A 17,526-nucleotide genomic window follows, 5' to 3' on the forward strand; every position below is an offset into this window, starting at 1 on the left:
GCGTTCTGGTTGTTTAACCGGCAGGAATTCGAACGTTATGAAAAATATTGAAACGCTTGATAATAATTTCGTGAATTTTGCTCAGCTGTTGAAGCTGGCAGATCTGGAACAGGCGCTGTCAGCCCACAAGAACAGCGTGCAATATGATGCGCTGTTGCGTTACTACGCCGGCTGCGTAGCGGCCACGGATGCGCAACAGTTACTTGAACCGTTGCGGTTGTTACGGCAGACCCTGGAGCAGTTACCGGATACCCGGCGGGTGCGGCGCGATCTGGAGCCGGTGGAGGCGGGCACTGCGGATTTGTCACGGATCCACGACCGGATCGAGGGCTTTGAGTCCCGTGTTCAGTCCAGTCTCGCGCTGATCCGTACCGAACCCACGGCCGTGCCGAAGACTATGCATTTCGTCTGGCTCGGTGGCGGCGTCGGCGCCATTCAACGTGATTACCTCAATGTCTGGAAGCAGGTGCTTGCCGAACACGGGTATACGCTAAACCTGTGGTACGACAGCGATGCATTGCTCGCTTATCAGACCAATAAGCTGATCGTCGAGTCGGCCAAGGCCGATGCATTGCACAAAGTCGCCGGCCAGACGATCTCCGAGGATGCACTGGCGACGTTGTACGAAGAGCGGGCCATTGTTCTGAAGCAACAAATGTTTGCGCACCTCAACGCGGCCGTGGCCAACGGTGAATCGGCCGATGATGCGCGAATCGATCTGTTGACTCGCGCCTACGGTCAGGATCGTGCAGAACTGCAAGCGCTAAGGGAGCGCAATCTCAGCAGCGTGCAGGCGATTGCCGGCGCGAACCTGCAACTGCGCGATCTCGACGGGGCAGTGGCGCCGTTGCAGTTGCAGGATATCTACGAGCAAGAGATGCGTTTGCGCGGCAATCTGGCGGCGGCGTCCGATGTGGTGCGTGCCGAGGTGCTGTACCGCGAAAGTGGCAGTTATGCCGATGTCGATAATCTACCGCCGCTGGTAAAGAATCTGGCGGGCATCGATCTGGACGGGTTGGGCGTCGATGCCCGCCTGGGCATTTTGCAGTTGCTGCTCAATCACAATCCCGAGTGGATGCCGGGACGGCCGCTTTCCAGCAGTTATTTCGAGCAAATTCCTGTAGAGCACCGGGAGGCTCTGCTGGCCTTTGCCGAAAGCCGACCTGCGTTGAGTCAGGTTTTTCAGGCACCGACTGACCGGATGACCCGGCCGTTTGTGCTGCGGGCCGTCGCCGAAGGCAGCTCTTTGACAAATGCTTTCCTGATGGCCCACGCCGGATCGGCAACGTTGCAAGCTTTCATTGAGCGAGTGCGGTTCAACTATGAGTTGGTCGATAGCCTCCATCGTTCCGCTGCGCGGGGCGCCATTGCCTTGACCGATGTGGAGGCTTTGATGCCGCTGGCACTCGCCCACCTGGAGAAAACCTACGGCCCTCTGCAGCAGTTATCCGATCGGGAAGAAATTTTCGCCGGGTTTCTGGCCAAAGCCGCCGTGACCTACTTCAGTGACGGCATCCGTCGGCAGAGCGAGGGCACCATCTACCTGACCGGCCCCGGTGCGTTGCGCGATGCCATGGGGGACTATGCCAAGGCGCATTTGACGCCCGAGCACGCCGACAGGATTTTCACGGAAGCGGCGATTGCGCGTTATGCCTCGGTCAATCGCGCCACCGAAGAAGAACTGGATCACTCCTGGAAAGACAACGGGACCGACCCCTTCCAATGGGTCGAGGACGAGCAGGCGCGCTGGCAACAAGGTCAATACCAGGCTCACTACCAGGGTGACATCGCGCAGTTGTTAAAAGGTTCGACCCTTATGTTCGAACAGGGCTGGCCGGTGATCGAAGAGCGCGAGGTGCTGTTGACCGATGTGTTGCAGCGTCTGGTCGATGGGCTCGGCGAACCGTTCGTCGACGCGATGCGTCGGGGTCATGATGGGGCAATTACTTTCGAGAAACCGCTGCCGCTGACGTTTGAAGACCGCCAGTCGATCAGGTTGCAGCCAGCCCGAATGATCGCTCCGGCGTCCCTCAGCGATGCCCGGGTGCAGAGCCTCGGGCTGGACGAGGTGCTGAGCGCGATGGGCCATGGCGAACTGGATCTGGTTCAAGTCAGTCCCCAACAGCGGCTGGCGCTTGGCGTGCTGCTGGGCATTGATTCGCTGGACACGCAGAGCTTCATCAAGCACGTCGGCGAACTCGACAACCTCGCCAACAGCCTGCGGGATCTTGGCGCTTCGGGCCGTTACGCGGCGATTGAGCGGCAGCTGTACCGAACCGCAGCGACGGCATTCAAGCAGGCGCTGGCCGATACGGCTGGCGAGTTGGCGGGGGTCGAGGACAACACCTTGAGCCTGAAAAAAAACGCGATGAAAACCGCCATGACCATGCAGCAATGGGGGCGACAGGTCGCGCAGATCGAGAAGACAGCGATCCTTGAGCATCAGCTGCAGGTCAATGAGCGAGTGGGTCAAGTGCTTGGCCAGTTCCATAACCAGGGCAGCGTCCAGTCGGTGCCTCAGGATCTGCTGCTCGACAGTCACGGTGAAGCCATTGGTGGACGTTGTTTACCGCTGGCGCTGATGATGAGTGCGGCCATGACCCAGGGCGGCAAGGCGAATGCCCTCCTGCGCGAGCGCTTCTTTATGGCCGTCGCCGCGCCGAAACAGCCCGACTCGATCAGCTTCATCTGGGCGCTGGAACAATTGCAGGACACACAGTTGAGTGAGGTCGGTACGTTCCTCGATCGCGCGAATCTTGCGCAAGTCACTGCCCATCTGGAGCAGCACGCCGGCACCCGCACGTTGCTGCTCAACACTGACAATCATTCCATGCTGGTTGCCAAAACCGTCGAGGGTGAACGGGTCATTTATCATTTTTATGATCCCAATTTCGGTTTGTTCGGGTTCGAGAATGCCGCCTCGTTCCAGGCGGCGCTGCAGGATTTTTTCCTCAGCCTGAGCATGGCCAGGTACTACGCCGCCTACGGAACTGAGGCACGGCCGACCTTCGATGTGGTCCACCTGCACGGCGAACGCGTGGCAGCGTTGACGCTGCCCGGCGAATTCAATGTGGCCATGCTGCTGACTGACGATCCGTTGCCGGAGCAACCCGCGCAAACCCTGCGGCAACGCCTGAACAGTGCGCATGGGCGATCGCTGGTCGAGAACGCCCATCTGGGGGCCAGCCTGCTTGGGCTGGACAGTCACTGGTGGGCGCAGCAGATTGCCCACACCACGTCTGCGTTACAGGAACTGCATCCTTCGGCCACTCCTCTGGTGCCCTTGTTCGAAACACTGCAGGTCACCGCTGAAGGCAAATACCGGATACATCTTATCGACCCGAGCAACCCCGAACAGACGATCGAGGTGCTGAGTGAAGATCACCGCTTGCTGCGGATCAAGAATCACCTCTCGGAACTGTTCACCACTCTGGCGCGTAAACCCCGGCCGGTCATTGGCGTGCCGGATCCGACCGAAGTGGCCAGTGTGCATACCCTCAACGCCGGGTTCTCGATTCAGGCCTTGATGAACGCGTTACGCGACCGCGAAGGTGAAGGGCGGACATTGACCACCGCTGTACGTCTGCACGCCTACGTCAACTACGCGCAATTGGTGCATGGCAATATCGTCGATGCGGTCGGTCTGGTTCGTCTGGTGCGCACAGCGCTCAATGAAGAAAAGCTTATTGCCCGCACCAGCGGTCCGCTGGTCGCCGAAGCATTGGGCCATGTCGCCAACGAGGGCGTCGGTGCGTTGTTGGGGCTGGCCAATGTCGGCTTCGATGTCTATCAGCTCGCGACGGCAAAGGATGGCGTCGAGCGGGCACAATTCGGCACGCAGCTGGCGTTTGACTCTGCCAGTCTGGCGTTGACGGCTGCCGGTATTGGCGCCGCGGCCACCGGTGCAGCCACGGCAGCAGCGGTATTGGGCGGCGCCGGGGTGATCCTTGGCGGGCTGGCGGTTGGCGTCGCGGCGCTGGCCCAGGGCTTTGCCGGAATCGCACGCGATGCCCAGGCCGTTGGTGATTTTTTTGCGGATCTGGTGGAAGCCCATCACCGCCTCGGTTACCGCTTCGATACGTCGGTTGGCGCGTGGGTCCCGCGCCCGGCGTTGATCGTCAAGAGCATTGATCTGATGGCCGGGCAGATGCTGCTCGACAGCCCGAAGCTTTACCCGTTGCGCGATCACTTTGGCGTACCGGACTACGACCCGGACTATGACCGCGCGATCAATCTGCGCCAGCATCTGAGCTTGCCGGGGCAAACCACGTTCGCACCGCTGGCCGGACAGGTCATTGTGCTGCCGTGCACGCCACTCACCTGTTATGGGTACGAGTACAAGGCATTGCCGTTTGCCAACGAGCGCCATGATCGAGGCTTCGACATCGCTCGACGCCTGGAAAAACGCCAAGCGAACGGACAGTGGCTGTTCTTGTTTTCGTTCTATTCATTTCCTTCCGAATACATCCTGCATCGTCTGTTTCCCGATTACCGCGAGACCGTCATCGACATTCAGCTCGACAAGATTGAGCGCACGTTGGTGGTGCCGACCGTGCCGGCGGCCTGGCACAACAAGGTGGCGTACAAGATCACCAGCGCCGGCGCGTCGTGCACGCTGTTACTGAATCCGGGCGTTGGCATCGAGTTGCAGTCCCCCGCTCACTTGGCGAGCCGCTGGGTGCTGCAGGCTGGCTGGGCCCATGAGAGTGACATTCGGATCGAGCGTTTCGGTGATCTGCACATCGGCGACGTGCCGGTGCGCTTGTCCGGCAAGGGCCGCCATGCGTTGCTGATTCGTACGGCCGATCACCAGCTGTTCAGTGTCGACCACGTCAAGCTTCAACTGGACATTGTCGAACAGAGTGCGCCGGTCGGGCTGGATGAGCAGGCATTGCTCCTGCATTACAAGGACCTGGCCCGGGAACATCGCCTGGCGCTGCCTTATACGCCGGTGCATGAGTGGCCGATCCCGTTCGAATCACCGCAACAGCCGCGCCAGACCACGGCATGGTATGACGCCAGGGAGGAACGGTTTCTGTATCTGCGCAACGATCGCGACGAGGCTGCCGAGGACGCGCAACTGGCGCTGGTGACCGGCGGCTATGCGTACTTTTACGTGGCGGACAGTTTCGATATCTGGCAGGTCGACGCCATCAGTGGGCTGATCCGCTCTCGCTACCGGTTACTGCTGACCGAGGGCACCAACACGATTGGCGCCATGACGACGGACGCCAGTGGCGTGATTCATTTCGAACAGACGGTCACCGGTCCTCAAGGGCCGCGCACGTTCAGCTACCTGCTGCATCAGGGCCAATTGCAGCTGTGCTCCGTCACTCATGACCTGCGTACAGATCTGCAGGAAAAGGTGTTCCTGAGCGAAACGCTGGGCGACTGGTCAACGCTACTGGGACACTACACGCTGCTTCATCCTTTCGCTGAACGGGACGGCGTGATCACCGCCGACTGGCAGCCAGCGGCCTACGTCGCGGTGTGCTGGAAATACAGCCAGAGCCGGCGCGACATGGTCTGGGTGCGCAGCCGCGATCGCCTGCTGATTCATCCACTGCCGCAGCCACGTCATGCCCGTGGCTGGAATGATTCGATCAAGAACATGACCGATCTGGTGCTTGTATCGCTAGCGGATGAGCACGACCTGTTTGTAATTTACAACCGCCTCGACCAGACGCTGTGCCGTCTGCAGCGAACCGGAGTAAGGGGCCGATCGCAATGGCTTCACCGCTGGATCGAGCCCGAGCAGCTGGCGCAGGTAGTGGCCGTGGCGAACGGTTACCTGGTGCTGGACGAAGCCGGACGATTCTTCAATCTGACCCCGCAGGGTGAGTTGCAACTGGGAGGCGTTGGCCAGCGCTGGCTCAAGGATCGCGCGCAATGGTGGTTGGCGCTGGAGCCGATCGCCAAGCGCTATTCGATCAACCGTTTTGCAATTGTCGGACTGCGCAATGCCACCGATGATGGCAACCTGAACGCCTGGTTCGTCAATGAGCGCCTCCTGTTGTGCGATCTGGGCCACAACCGGGAAGTGCGTCTGCTCGGTATGACACCGGACCATCAGGCCGTCTGGCTGTTCGATCTTTCCAGCGGGGCCATCTTGAGCCAGAGGTTCATTGATCCGCCGGAACTGGAGCGGGCGTTCGGCGCAGGTTCGAAACTGTTGCACCGCGAAGTACTGCCGGAACCGGAGCAGGAGTGGGCCGGCTGGCGTTTTGCCGACGTGGTGGCGGATGGCGCAGGTTTACAGGGCACGACCGTGGAAGGTGTGTTGCTGAAACTGCGCTACCGAGAGGCTGAGGTGGTCGGCGGGGTCAATCATCAATGGGTGGCGGCGCAGGATAAGCCTCTGGTTGCGTCCCTGGAAAAACTCCTGGATGCCTATGATCATGACGAGTTCGTGCAGGTGGCCTCTGCCTCGAACAGCGTGCGATGGTACAACGCGCGCCACAGCCGCTTGCTGACGATCAGCGGCGAAGCGTTGCCAAAGGATTTTTCGCTTCTCGGCACCCGTCAGCAGGCGCAGGTGTTGTTGCACGAACGTCGTGAAGGCAGGGTGTGCGTCTATCCCGGGATGCACAGCATCGGGCAGGTCGACTACCTTCAGCGCACCGCACAAGTACTGGCCGTTGAGAAGCAAGGGACGATGGAGGATCTGCTGCCGCTGATTCCCGATGACGTCGATACCTTGCTGCTGCGTCTTGGGCAGGGACATGCGACATGTCATCTGTCGAAAGCGGTCTGGCAGAAACTGGACTCGATCATCGTCGACTGCCGACATGCACTGGGCGAGATGCCGAGCATCCCGGGCAAGCTGATCTGCGACTTTGACGCGCCGGAAAAACTGCTGTTCGAGATTGTCCAGGACAGTCTTCTGGTGGTGGATCCGGACACCGAGCACTGCCTGATCTTTCGAGATGTCGGCTCGGCGGATCCGGCGCTGCGTGGCGACGTCTTCCTCGCCCTGAAAGGGCAGCAGTCGCATGCGGTGTCCGCTGTGGTAGCCAGACTGCGGATCGGCAACGTTCGCAGTGCCGGTGTCACTTTGCAGACGCTGATGGAGGAGCCGGCTGCCGCAGGCTGAAGCTGAACAGTAAGATGCCGCGGAGACTAGCGTCCGCGGCGTTTTACCTTGCCCTCGAAAACACGCGTTCAGGGCACCAGATAGCCTTTGACCCCGGTGAAAATGATCTGCGCTGCCAGTGCGCAAACAAACAATCCCATCAAGCGGCTGACGATCTGCAAACCCTGATCGCCAAGAATCCGCTCGATGCGGTTGGACAGATACAGCACCACGCCAACCGTGAAACTGGCCAGCGCGATACTCATGATCGCGGTGAGCTTGTCGTCCCAGTGCGGCTGACTGACGCCCATCACCAACAAGGCGCCGATGGTACCGGGGCCGACGGTCAGCGGAATGGTCAGCGGCACGATGGTCACGTCCTGTTGCACATTGTCGCTCTGCACCACGGATTTGCCTTGTGCCATGCCCAGCGCCGAAATGAACAGCACGCTGCCGGCGCCAATCCGGAAGGCATCCACGGTAATGCCGAACACATCGAAAATCACTCGCCCGAACAGGTACAACAAGACGCTGGAGATCAGCGTGGCGATCGCCACTTTCCAGGCCAGGCGCCGTTGTTCCTTGCGCGAGTAACCACGGGTCAGGCTGATGAAGCAGGACAACACGAAGAACGGGCTGTAGAGCACCAGCATCTTCAGGTAAACGCTGAATAACACGTGGAGCATGGTGCAAGCTCACTGGCGAGGGAAGTCGTGGGGGAGTCTAACAGGCGTCAAGAAGGCTGTCGGCTTACGACGGTTGCGTGGTGGTGCGATTCTGCTGATCGCGCTCGGCCACCCAGTGTTCGATCAACTCGCGCAGTTGCGACAGTTCCACCGGTTTGGACATGTGCCCGTCCATGCCGGCCTGGCGGGCGCGTTCCTTGTGCTCGGCGAGGATGTGCGCCGTCAACGCAACGATCGGCGTGCGAATGCGTTGATTGCTGACCTCCCAGGCGCGCAATTGCTGGGTCGCCGAGAAACCATCGAGGACCGGCATTTCGCAGTCCATCAGCACCAGGTCGTAGCGTTGCGCTTTCATCGCTTGCAGCGCTTCTTCGCCGTTGGCGGCAGTGTCCGGTTGCAGGTTGAGCTTGCCGAGCATGCCGCGAATCACTTTGGTCGAAATCGTGTTGTCTTCGGCGACGAGGATGCGGAAATCGCTGGGCACTTTGGCCGCCGTGGCCGGGGTGACCACTTGCGGCTGGAACACCACCTGACCTTTGTTACGCTGGTTGAGTTCGTCGGCCAGGGTCGTCTTGAGCGTGTAACCGGCCACCGGTTTGGCGAGGATGCGTTTGATCCCCGAGTTGCGCGCGATGATCTTGCTCGGCGCATTGCTGATGCCGGTGAGCATGATCAGCAGGATATCGTGGTTGAGGCTCGGGTCTTCCTTGATCTTGGCCGCGAGCTGCATGCCGGTCATGCCCGGCATGTTCTGATCAAGCAGCACCACGTCAAAGTAATCGCGCAGGTGCGCTTTGGTCCGCAGCAAGGCCAGGGCTTCCTTGCCGGAAGGTACGGCGCTGACATTCAGCCCCCATGCACTGCATTGCTGGACCAGCACTTTGCGGCAGGTGTCGTTGTCGTCGACCACCAACACGCGCGCGCCTTGCAGCGGACTGTCGAGATCCGAGGTCGGGTGTTCGAGACGATCGGGATCCAGTGGCAAGGTCAGCCACAACGTGGTGCCCTGATTGGCGCCGCTCTTGATACCGAATTCGCCATGCATCAAGCGGATCAGCTGGCGTGCAATCACCAGCCCCAGGTTGCCGCCCAGGCGATTGGCCGAAAGGAAGTGCTTGCTGTGCAGTTCGGCGTGCATCAGCGCGTCGCGCTCTTCCTGCTCCATCGGTTCACCGCTGTCCTGCACGGCAATCCGCAGACGTGGTTTGCTGCTGCGTTCGTCGAGGGCGACGACGATCAGCACTTCACCTTCATCGGTTTTTTTCAGGGCGTTTTCCAGCAGGCTCAGCAGCGTCTGGCGCAGGCGAGTCGGGTCGCCGCTGATCACCCGCGGCACTTGTGGCTGGATAAAGCTGATCAGTTCGACGTTCTGCTGTTCGGCCTTGGCGCGGTAGATGCTCAGGCAGTCGTCGATCAAGGCATTGAGGTCGAACTGCACGTCGTCCAGCTCGATCTGCCCGGACTCGAGCTTGGAGATGTCGAGGATCTCGTTGATCAACGTCAGCAATTCATTGCCGGCGCTGTGGATGGTCTGCACGTAGTCGCGTTGCTTGACCGACAGCGGCGTACCCAGCAGCAGTTCGGTCATGCCCAGCACGCCGTTCATCGGGGTACGGATTTCATGGCTGATCTTGGCAAGGAACTCGGCCTTGGCGTTGATCTCGGCATTGCTCGCGGCGAGGTCGCGGCTGACGCTGAAACGGCTTTCGGTGATGCTGCGCTGACGCTCGCCGAGGGCGATGCTCATCAACAAGCCGCTGATGCAGATGAACGCCATCAGGGTCATGATCAGACCCTGCGGCGACACCAGTGTCAGGCCAAGCAAGGCCGGGAGAATGATCAATGTGCCAATGTTGAACACCACCATCGCCGCAACGAACAGGCGGGCCGGACGGTAGCCCTTCTGCCAGTGATAGCAGGCGACGAACAACATGCTCAGGCCGGCCAGGGCCACCAGTGCATAGGTGATGATGTTCAGCGGCAGGGTGTTGACGAACAGCAGCAACAGGCTGCAGGTCACGATAAACAGAATGTCGCCCAGCAACAGTTTGTTCAGCGGGTGCGGGCCAAGCGGGGCGAAGAAGCGATAGGCGAACATCAACCCCGCCGGTGCCGTCAGCAGCAACGCCAGATAGGCGCCGGGCGTCTGCACCGCATGCCAGTTCGGCAGCCAGGGGCCGGCGAGGTTGAGCAGCAGCAACAGGCTGAGGCCCAACAGGCCTTCGCAGACCGCCAGCCACAGGCTGCTGCGCGAGCGGGAATAGGCGTAGCGCACAAGATTGTGCAACAGCAGCATGCCGAGACAGCCAAACAGTAAGCCGAAGATCAGCGTCTGATTGTGGTTGGCTGCGCTCATCACGGCCGATTGCAGGGTAATGTGCGGGCGCAATTGGTGGTCGGACACCAGGCGCAGATAGACATCGAGGGATTTGTCGCTCTGCGGCAACGGCAGCATGAAGTCGCTGCTTGGCAGCGGCCGTTCGGCCTGCGGCTGGTCGGTGCCGGTGTTGCGTTGTTCGATCAGCCGGTCGCCGTCGAGCACGTAGAGATTGAGCTGTGACAGGTCGGGAGCAAAGATGCGCAGCACTTGCTCGTGCTTGCCCGGCGCCAGTTTGAAGCGCAGCCACAAGGCGCCATCGGGCTCGGACGCGGTGAGGCGGTCAAGGTCGATGGGGCTGAATTGATTGGTGTAGCGAGCGGAGCGGATATCGCTCAGTTGCAGATTGCCCTGATCGTCGAGCAATACCGACCAGCCACTGCCTTGCGCGGCCTGGGCCGGGAGCATGCAGAGCAAGGTCAGCAACGTGACGGTGAAGCTTATGGCAATCCTGAGCCAGCGCACGGCGAAATCCCTTCGTAGGTTGATGCCAGAATATAACGATGCGCGGCGGCGGAACAGCCCGGCGAGGAACAGCACTCCCCGCCGGACTTGATCGACAGCTTGTTACAGGTTTTCGCCACGTTCACGGGCAATGGCGCGGTAGCCAATGTCCTTGCGGTAGAAGCAGCCTTCCCAGTCGATGGCCGCCGCCAGCTTGTAGGCTTGCTGCTGGGCTTCACCGACGCTTGCGCCCATGGCGGTGGCGCACAGAACGCGACCACCGGCGGTGACAACGTTGCCATCCTTCAATGCGGTACCGGCGTGAAAGACTTTGCCTTCCAGGCTGGCGGCTGCATCGAGACCGTTGATCGCCGCGCCCTTGGCGTAGTCGCCCGGGTAGCCGCCAGCGGCCAGCACAATGCCGACGCTCGGACGTGGGTCCCACTGCGCTTCAACCTTGTCCAGCGCTTGCGCCAGTGCGGCTTCGACCAGCAATACCAGGCTCGATTGCAGACGCAGCATCACCGGTTGGGTTTCCGGGTCGCCGAAGCGGCAGTTGAACTCGATAACCTTCGGGTTACCGGCCTTGTCGATCATCAGACCGGCGTAGAGGAAACCGGTGTAGACGTTGCCTTCTTCAGCCATGCCACGCACGGTCGGCCAGATCACCAGATCCATCACGCGCTTGTGCACGTCGGCGGTCACGACCGGGGCAGGGGAGTAGGCACCCATGCCGCCCGTGTTCGGGCCGCTGTCGCCGTCGCCGACGCGTTTGTGGTCCTGGCTGGTGGCCATCGGCAAGACATTCTTGCCGTCGACCATGACGATGAACGAGGCTTCTTCGCCGTCAAGGAACTCTTCGATCACTACGCGCGAACCGGCGTCACCAAAAGCGTTGCCAGCGAGCATGTCGCGCACGGCGTCTTCGGCTTCGGCCAGGGTCATGGCAACGATCACGCCTTTACCGGCGGCCAGACCATCGGCCTTGATCACGATCGGTGCGCCTTTTTCACGCAGATACGCCAGGGCCGGCTCAATCTCGGTGAAGTTCTGATAGTCGGCGGTCGGAATCTTGTGGCGCGCGAGGAAGTCCTTGGTGAAGGCTTTCGACCCTTCCAGTTGCGCGGCGCCGGCAGTCGGACCAAAGCAGTCCAGGCCACGGGAGCGGAACAGGTCAACGACACCAGCCACCAGCGGCACTTCCGGGCCAACAATCGTCAGGGAAACGTTTTTCTCGGCGAAGTCGGCCAGTTGCTCAAGGGCCAGCACGTCGATGGCGACGTTCTCGCACTTGGCTTCAATTGCCGTACCGGCGTTGCCCGGTGCAACGAACACCTTCTGCACACGCGGATCCTGAGCCACTTTCCAGGCCAGGGCGTGTTCACGGCCACCGCTGCCAATGATCAAAACATTCATTTCAAAAACCTCAAAAATCTGTCAGGCGCTGCTGGAGCGCTTTATGTGGGAGCGGGCTTGCTCGCGAAAGCGGTGTGTCAGGCAAAACAGCTGTGACTGACAGATTGCATTCGCGAGCACGCCCGCTCCCACATTTGGATCGAGTTGAATCAGTGACGGAAGTGGCGCATGCCGGTGAACACCATCGCAATGCCCGCTTCGTCAGCGGCGGCAATCACTTCGTTGTCACGCATCGAGCCGCCCGGCTGGATCACCGCAGTGATACCGACCTTGGCTGCGTTATCCAGACCGTCACGGAACGGGAAAAATGCGTCCGATGCCATCACCGAACCGGCGACTTGCAGGCCGGCGTGCTCAGCCTTGATCGCGGCGATACGCGCCGAGTTTACGCGGCTCATCTGGCCTGCGCCGACACCGATGGTCTGACGGTTCTTGGCGTAGACGATGGCGTTGGACTTAACGTACTTGGCGACTTTCCAGGCGAAGATCAGGTCATGGATTTCCTGTTCGGTCGGGGCACGTTTGGTCACGACTTTCAGGTCATCGGCGCTGATCATGCCGATGTCGCGGCTCTGTACCAGCAGGCCGCCGTTGACGCGCTTGTAATCCCACGCGGCTGCGCGGTCTGCCGACCACTCGCCGCAGGCCAGCAGGCGCACGTTGGCTTTGGCGGCGACGATGGCGCGGGCTTCTGCGCTGACGCTCGGGGCGATGATCACTTCAACGAACTGACGCTCGACGATCGCTTTGGCGGTCTCGGCATCCAGTTCGCGGTTGAAGGCAATGATGCCGCCGAATGCCGATTCGGTGTCAGTCGCGTAAGCCAGTTCGTAAGCCTGACGAATGCCGCCTTCAGCGTCCGGGCTGACTGCCACACCACACGGGTTGGCGTGCTTGACGATCACGCAGGCTGGCTTGACGAAGCTCTTGACGCATTCCAGCGCGGCGTCGGTGTCGGCCACGTTGTTGTACGACAGCTCTTTGCCTTGCAGTTGGGTTGCGGTGGCGATGCCGACTTCGGCAGGCTTGGCTTCCACGTAGAACGCCGCGCTCTGGTGCGGGTTCTCGCCGTAGCGCATTTCCTGGGCCTTGATGAACTGGCTGTTGAAGGTGCGCGGGAATTCGCTGCGACCTTCAGTGCTCAGGGTTTCAGCGGCCTGATTCACGGTGCCCATGTAGTTGGCGATCATGCCGTCGTAGGCGGCGGTGTGTTCGAAAGCCTTGAGCATCAAGTCGAAACGCTGAGCGTAGGTCAGGCCACCAGCCTTGAGGCCTTCGAGCACACTGGCGTAATCGCTGGCATTCACCACGATCGCTACGTCTTTATGGTTTTTCGCTGCCGAACGGACCATGGTCGGGCCGCCGATGTCGATGTTCTCGATGGCGGTCGGCAGGTCGCAGCCTGGCTTGTTGATGGTGGCTTCGAACGGGTACAGGTTGACCGCCACCAGATCGATCGGCTTGATGCCGTGCTCGCTCATGATGGCGTCGTCGATACCGCGACGACCGAGGATGCCGCCGTGGATTTTCGGGTGCAGGGTTTTCACCCGACCGTCCATCATCTCGGCGAAACCGGTGTAATCCGCGACTTCCACTGCGGCAACACCGTTGTCGCGCAGCAGCTTGAACGTCCCGCCGGTGGAGAGGATCTCGACGCCCAGAGCTTCAAGCTCCTTGGCGAATTCGAGGATCCCGGTCTTGTCGGAAACGCTGATCAAGGCGCGGCGGATCGGCAGGCGGGTAGTCTGGTCGGTCATCTCAATTTCCATCAAAAGCAAAGGAAGTCAGCAAAAAAGGCGACCGTTTTTTACGCGGGCGCCTTTCTGGTTTGATTGAATGCTTACAGCAGATCGTACTGCTTGAGTTTCTTGCGCAGCGTGCCGCGGTTAAGTCCCAGCAGCTCACTGGCCTTGGTCTGGTTGCCCTTGACGTAGTTCATCACGCTTTCGAGCAGGGGAGCCTCGACTTCGGAGAGCACCAGGTTGTACACATCCGTGACGGACGCGCCCTCAAGGTGGGCGAAATAATTGTGCAGCGCCTTCTCGACACTCCCGCGAAGGGTCTGACCTTCTTCGCTCGGGGTATTGAGGTGCTGTTTCAAATTCACGTTGTCGCTCACGGGTGCTGTTCCACTCACTAAAGTCTCGGTCATCATCGTCATGCGGCCACCCCTTCTTCGTCCCCTGTCAGGCTCTTGTAACGCTCGGCGAAGAACTCCCGAACGTTGGCGCATTGTGTTTCCGTACCATCCAAACGATTGAAACGGGCGCGAAACTCCCTGGCGCCCGGCAAGGTTGCGAGATACCAGCCCACATGCTTGCGCGCAATGCGCACGCCCATCACATCCCCATAGAAAGCGTGAAGGGCGGCCAGATGCTCCAGCAGTATGTGTTCCACCTCGATCAACTCCGGTGCCGGCAATTTCTCGCCAGTGCGCAGGAAGTGTTCGATCTCGCGAAAAATCCATGGCCGCCCTTGGGCGGCGCGGCCTACCAACAGGCCATCGGCACCGGTCGCGTCGAGCACGTAACGGGCCTTCTCCGGCGAATCGATATCGCCGTTGGCAAATACCGGAATCGACACTGCCTGCTTGATCGCGGCGATCGTGTCGTACTCCGCTTCACCGGTGTACAGATCGGCGCGAGTGCGGCCATGCACTGCCAGCGCGGTGATCCCGGCCTGCTCGGCGATCTTCGCCACGGTCAGGCCGTTCTTGTTGTCGCGATCCCAGCCGGTGCGGATCTTCAAGGTGACCGGCACATCAACCGCCGCCACAACGGCCTGCAGGATCTCGGTCACCAGTGCTTCGTCCTTCAACAATGCGGAACCGGCGGCCTTGTTACAGACCTTCTTTGCCGGGCAACCCATGTTGATATCAATAATCTGCGCGCCCAGTTCGACGTTGGCCCGGGCGGCGTCCGCCAGCATCTGCGCATCACCACCGGCAATCTGTACCGAGCGCGGCTCGGGATCGCCTTCGTGGATCATGCGCATGCGCGACTTGCGGGTGTTCCACAGGCTCATGTCACTGGTGACCATTTCCGAGACTACAAGCCCTGCGCCCAGACGCTTGCACAGCTGACGAAAGGGCTGGTCGGTGACCCCCGCCATCGGGGCGAGAATCAAGCCGTTCTGCAATGTGTATGGGCCGATGCGTACCGCCGACATAGGACTTCCCTGAGGTGGGGCCGGATCATGAGAGTTCGAAAAAGGGTTGGCATGATACCCGCTCTCGATGACTGGATAAAGGCTGAATTGAACAAAATCTGAACAGTTATTCTGTTATCGCCACGGGTTTGGTTGTGCGTGGCAAAGTCAGAAAACCGCCGTCAATTGCAAAGCGACGCAGGGATTCACTCGGGCGAGTGGAAACTCAGGCTGTAATTCACTGCTTTGGGGCCTGGATCGAGAATATCCAGCGCAATGTGGATCGGCGTTTGCGGCGGCATTTCCGCCAGACCTTCGAGATCCCCTCTGAGGTACTCGCCGGGTTTGAAGCGACGACTGGCAATCAAGTGACCGTTAAGGTCAGCGAAGCGCAGTTCCAGTAATGGAAAGGGCTGCGAGAACGTCGCGCGGTTATAAATGATCGCATCGACCACCAGTGCACCGTTGAACTCCGGATGGCTGCGCACCACCAGATTGCTGCTCTTGATCCTGGCGATGTCGACCTTGGACGGCACCGTGCAGCCGATCTGCGGGCAGATTAGCTGGAACCACGAACGGTATTGATCCTGTCGCGCCAGTTCATCGAAATGATAGGCAATGTATTGCGCAGCCAGTCCACCTGCCGCCGCCAAAACCAACAGCAGCCATAACCAGCGGCGGCCCCATGGCGAGCGGCGTTTCTGCCAGTCCAGTTGCAGCGGGTCGTCAGTCAGGTCCTGCAGGACTTCGGCGCGTACACCGGGTTCTGCGCGTTCGCGCTTTTTGCGCAGCGGCTCGATCGATGGCAAATCGTCATCGTCGACTTCGTCGCTGGTCGACAAGCGTTCGCGGCGGGCATTCGGGTCAATCGGGTCGTGCAGGCGCAGATGCGGAATCGCCGGTTCGTCATCCAGATCCACCGGCTCCAGCGACAGCGAGGGTTCGGTGCGCTCGGATTTGACCGGCTCAATCTCGTCAATCGGTGGCTCGTCCTCCGGCTCAGGCATCCGCTCATCGGCGGGTTGGCTGAACAGGCTGCCGGGCCATGCCGCGTCATCCGGCTCCTGACTGTCGCGACGGGCGCTCAGGGAGTCTTCGCGAGTCCGGCCGAGTTCGGTGGCCGGCTGGATTTCCCGTTGTTCGAGGCGAGCGAGTTCTTCGTCCAGATCAAGGCTGTCGAGATCAAGTTCCGATGCGCTCCACTGCTTTTGGCTGATGGCGCGCGGTGCAGGTTCCTCGACGATGGACGGCGGCTCGACAGTTGACGGCTCCTCGCTGTGCCGCTCGGCGACGGGCGGCGCAACCGGTGTCACCGCGTCCTTGCCGACGTGTTGTTCCAGCAGCTGTTTGGCGGCGTTGAACACTTGCAGGCAGGAGCCGCAGCGAACCACCCCGCGGGCCACGCTCAATTGAGCATGACTGACACGGAAACTGGTTTGGCAATGCGGGCACTGAGTGACGAAACTGTCGGTCATGCGGCAATCCGGATTATGCAGGCGGTCATTCTAGCGCCGACGGCCGGTGATGCGCACCCAGCCATCGCGATTGGCGATCGGGTCGAGATCGAAGTCTTGCGCGTAAGCGGCAGCGACTTCATCACCCTGTTCGGCGAGGATCCCCGACAGTGCCAGACGCCCGCCGGACTTGACCAGCCCGGACAATTGCGGCGCCAGCGAAACCAGCGGGCCGGCGAGAATATTGGCAACCAGTACGTCGGCTTTGACCTGGGGCAGATCTTCCGGCAGGTACAGCGGCAACAGCTCGTCGGCAATGTTGTTGCGCCCGGCGTTGTCGCGCGAGGCTTCCAGCGCCTGCACGTCGATGTCGGTGCCGACGGCTTCTTTGGCGCCGAGCAGCAGGGCGGCAATCGCCAGAATTCCCGAGCCGCAACCGAAGTCGAGCACATTGCAGTCTTTCAGCTCCTGACCGTCGAGCCATTCCAGGCACAACGCAGTGGTCGGGTGGGTGCCGGTGCCGAAGGCCAGGCCCGGGTCCAGCAGCAGGTTGACGGCGTCAGGCTCGGGCGCGGCGTGCCAGCTCGGCACGATCCACAGGCGCTGGCCGAAACGCATCGGCTCAAAACCGTCCATCCAGCTGCGTTCCCAATCCTGATCTTCAATGACTTCGCTGTGATGCTCGGGCAGCGGGCTGCCGGTCAGCAGTTCCAGATGGGCCAGCACCGGCGCCGGTTCGGTGCCGCCTTCGAACAGCGCGAGCAGGTGGGTGTGCGCCCACAGCGGGGTGGTGTTGAGTTCCGGCTCGAAGATCGGCTGGTCTTCGGCGTCCATGAAAGTCACCGACACGGCGCCCACTTCAAGGAAGGCGTCTTCGTAGGTTTCGGCTTCTTCCGGAGTGATGGCGAGACGGATTTGCAGCCAAGGCAT

The 17,526-nt window shown here is 60.8% G+C and carries 9 protein-coding genes; 1 reads left to right on the top strand and 8 read right to left on the bottom strand.

All coding sequences use genetic code 11. The features are described 5' to 3' along the window. The first annotated feature begins 37 nt into the window (after positions 1-37). Entirely contained in the window at positions 38-7,093 is a 7,056-nt protein-coding gene (locus tag ACM6IV_RS22005; RefSeq protein ID WP_414871620.1) for a TcdA/TcdB pore-forming domain-containing protein, read from the top strand. A gap of 68 nt (positions 7,094-7,161) precedes the next feature. On the opposite strand, the gene ACM6IV_RS22010 is transcribed toward ACM6IV_RS22005, so the two are convergent. The 8 genes from ACM6IV_RS22010 to prmA all read right to left on the bottom strand — a co-directional run bounded on the left by ACM6IV_RS22010 (position 7,162) and on the right by prmA (position 17,526). Then, a complete protein-coding gene (locus ACM6IV_RS22010; RefSeq protein ID WP_253498676.1) occupies positions 7,162-7,758 on the bottom strand; it encodes a MarC family protein in 597 nt (198 codons plus the stop codon). A 64-nt stretch (positions 7,759-7,822) separates the two neighbouring features. Beyond that, positions 7,823-10,600: a response regulator gene (locus tag ACM6IV_RS22015; RefSeq protein WP_414871621.1), complete on the bottom strand. Its 2,778-nt coding sequence runs from the start codon at positions 10,598-10,600 to the stop codon at positions 7,823-7,825. Between the two features lie 102 nt (positions 10,601-10,702). Then, positions 10,703-11,995 carry a phosphoribosylamine--glycine ligase gene (gene purD / locus ACM6IV_RS22020; protein WP_414871622.1) on the bottom strand — a complete coding sequence of 431 codons (1,293 nt, stop codon included), beginning with the start codon at positions 11,993-11,995 and terminating at the stop codon, positions 10,703-10,705. Positions 11,996-12,144: 149 nt separating this feature from the next. Further along, positions 12,145-13,752: a bifunctional phosphoribosylaminoimidazolecarboxamide formyltransferase/IMP cyclohydrolase gene (gene purH, locus ACM6IV_RS22025; RefSeq protein ID WP_414871623.1), complete on the bottom strand. Its 1,608-nt coding sequence runs from the start codon at positions 13,750-13,752 to the stop codon at positions 12,145-12,147. Between the two features lie 83 nt (positions 13,753-13,835). Continuing rightward, the gene (fis, locus tag ACM6IV_RS22030; protein WP_003221275.1) at positions 13,836-14,156 is read right to left on the bottom strand and encodes a DNA-binding transcriptional regulator Fis; all 321 of its coding nucleotides are present in this window, start codon (positions 14,154-14,156) and stop codon (positions 13,836-13,838) included. Next, the gene (dusB, locus tag ACM6IV_RS22035) at positions 14,153-15,163 is read right to left on the bottom strand and encodes a tRNA dihydrouridine synthase DusB (protein WP_414871624.1); all 1,011 of its coding nucleotides are present in this window, start codon (positions 15,161-15,163) and stop codon (positions 14,153-14,155) included. Before dusB ends, fis begins: the two co-directional genes overlap by 4 nt. Positions 15,164-15,348: 185 nt before the next feature. Further along, positions 15,349-16,617 (bottom strand): DUF3426 domain-containing protein, encoded by a 1,269-nt coding sequence (locus ACM6IV_RS22040; RefSeq protein ID WP_414871625.1) that lies wholly within the window; start codon positions 16,615-16,617, stop codon positions 15,349-15,351. A gap of 30 nt (positions 16,618-16,647) precedes the next feature. After that, positions 16,648-17,526: a 50S ribosomal protein L11 methyltransferase gene (prmA, locus tag ACM6IV_RS22045; RefSeq protein ID WP_414871626.1), complete on the bottom strand. Its 879-nt coding sequence runs from the start codon at positions 17,524-17,526 to the stop codon at positions 16,648-16,650.

Origin of the sequence: Pseudomonas sp. IT-347P (assembly GCF_949768005.1) — a bacterium.
GTDB lineage: Bacteria > Pseudomonadota > Gammaproteobacteria > Pseudomonadales > Pseudomonadaceae > Aquipseudomonas.

Coding starts and splice junctions, on each gene's coding strand:
- fis (WP_003221275.1), bottom strand. CDS start 14,156: ATGACGATGATGACCGAGACTTTAGTGAGTGGAACAGCACCCGTGAGC.
- ACM6IV_RS22005 (WP_414871620.1), top strand. CDS start 38: ATGAAAAATATTGAAACGCTTGATAATAATTTCGTGAATTTTGCTCAG.
- purH (WP_414871623.1), bottom strand. CDS start 13,752: ATGACCGACCAGACTACCCGCCTGCCGATCCGCCGCGCCTTGATCAGC.
- purD (WP_414871622.1), bottom strand. CDS start 11,995: ATGAATGTTTTGATCATTGGCAGCGGTGGCCGTGAACACGCCCTGGCC.
- dusB (WP_414871624.1), bottom strand. CDS start 15,163: ATGTCGGCGGTACGCATCGGCCCATACACATTGCAGAACGGCTTGATT.
- ACM6IV_RS22040 (WP_414871625.1), bottom strand. CDS start 16,617: ATGACCGACAGTTTCGTCACTCAGTGCCCGCATTGCCAAACCAGTTTC.
- ACM6IV_RS22010 (WP_253498676.1), bottom strand. CDS start 7,758: ATGCTCCACGTGTTATTCAGCGTTTACCTGAAGATGCTGGTGCTCTAC.
- prmA (WP_414871626.1), bottom strand. CDS start 17,526: ATGCCTTGGCTGCAAATCCGTCTCGCCATCACTCCGGAAGAAGCCGAA.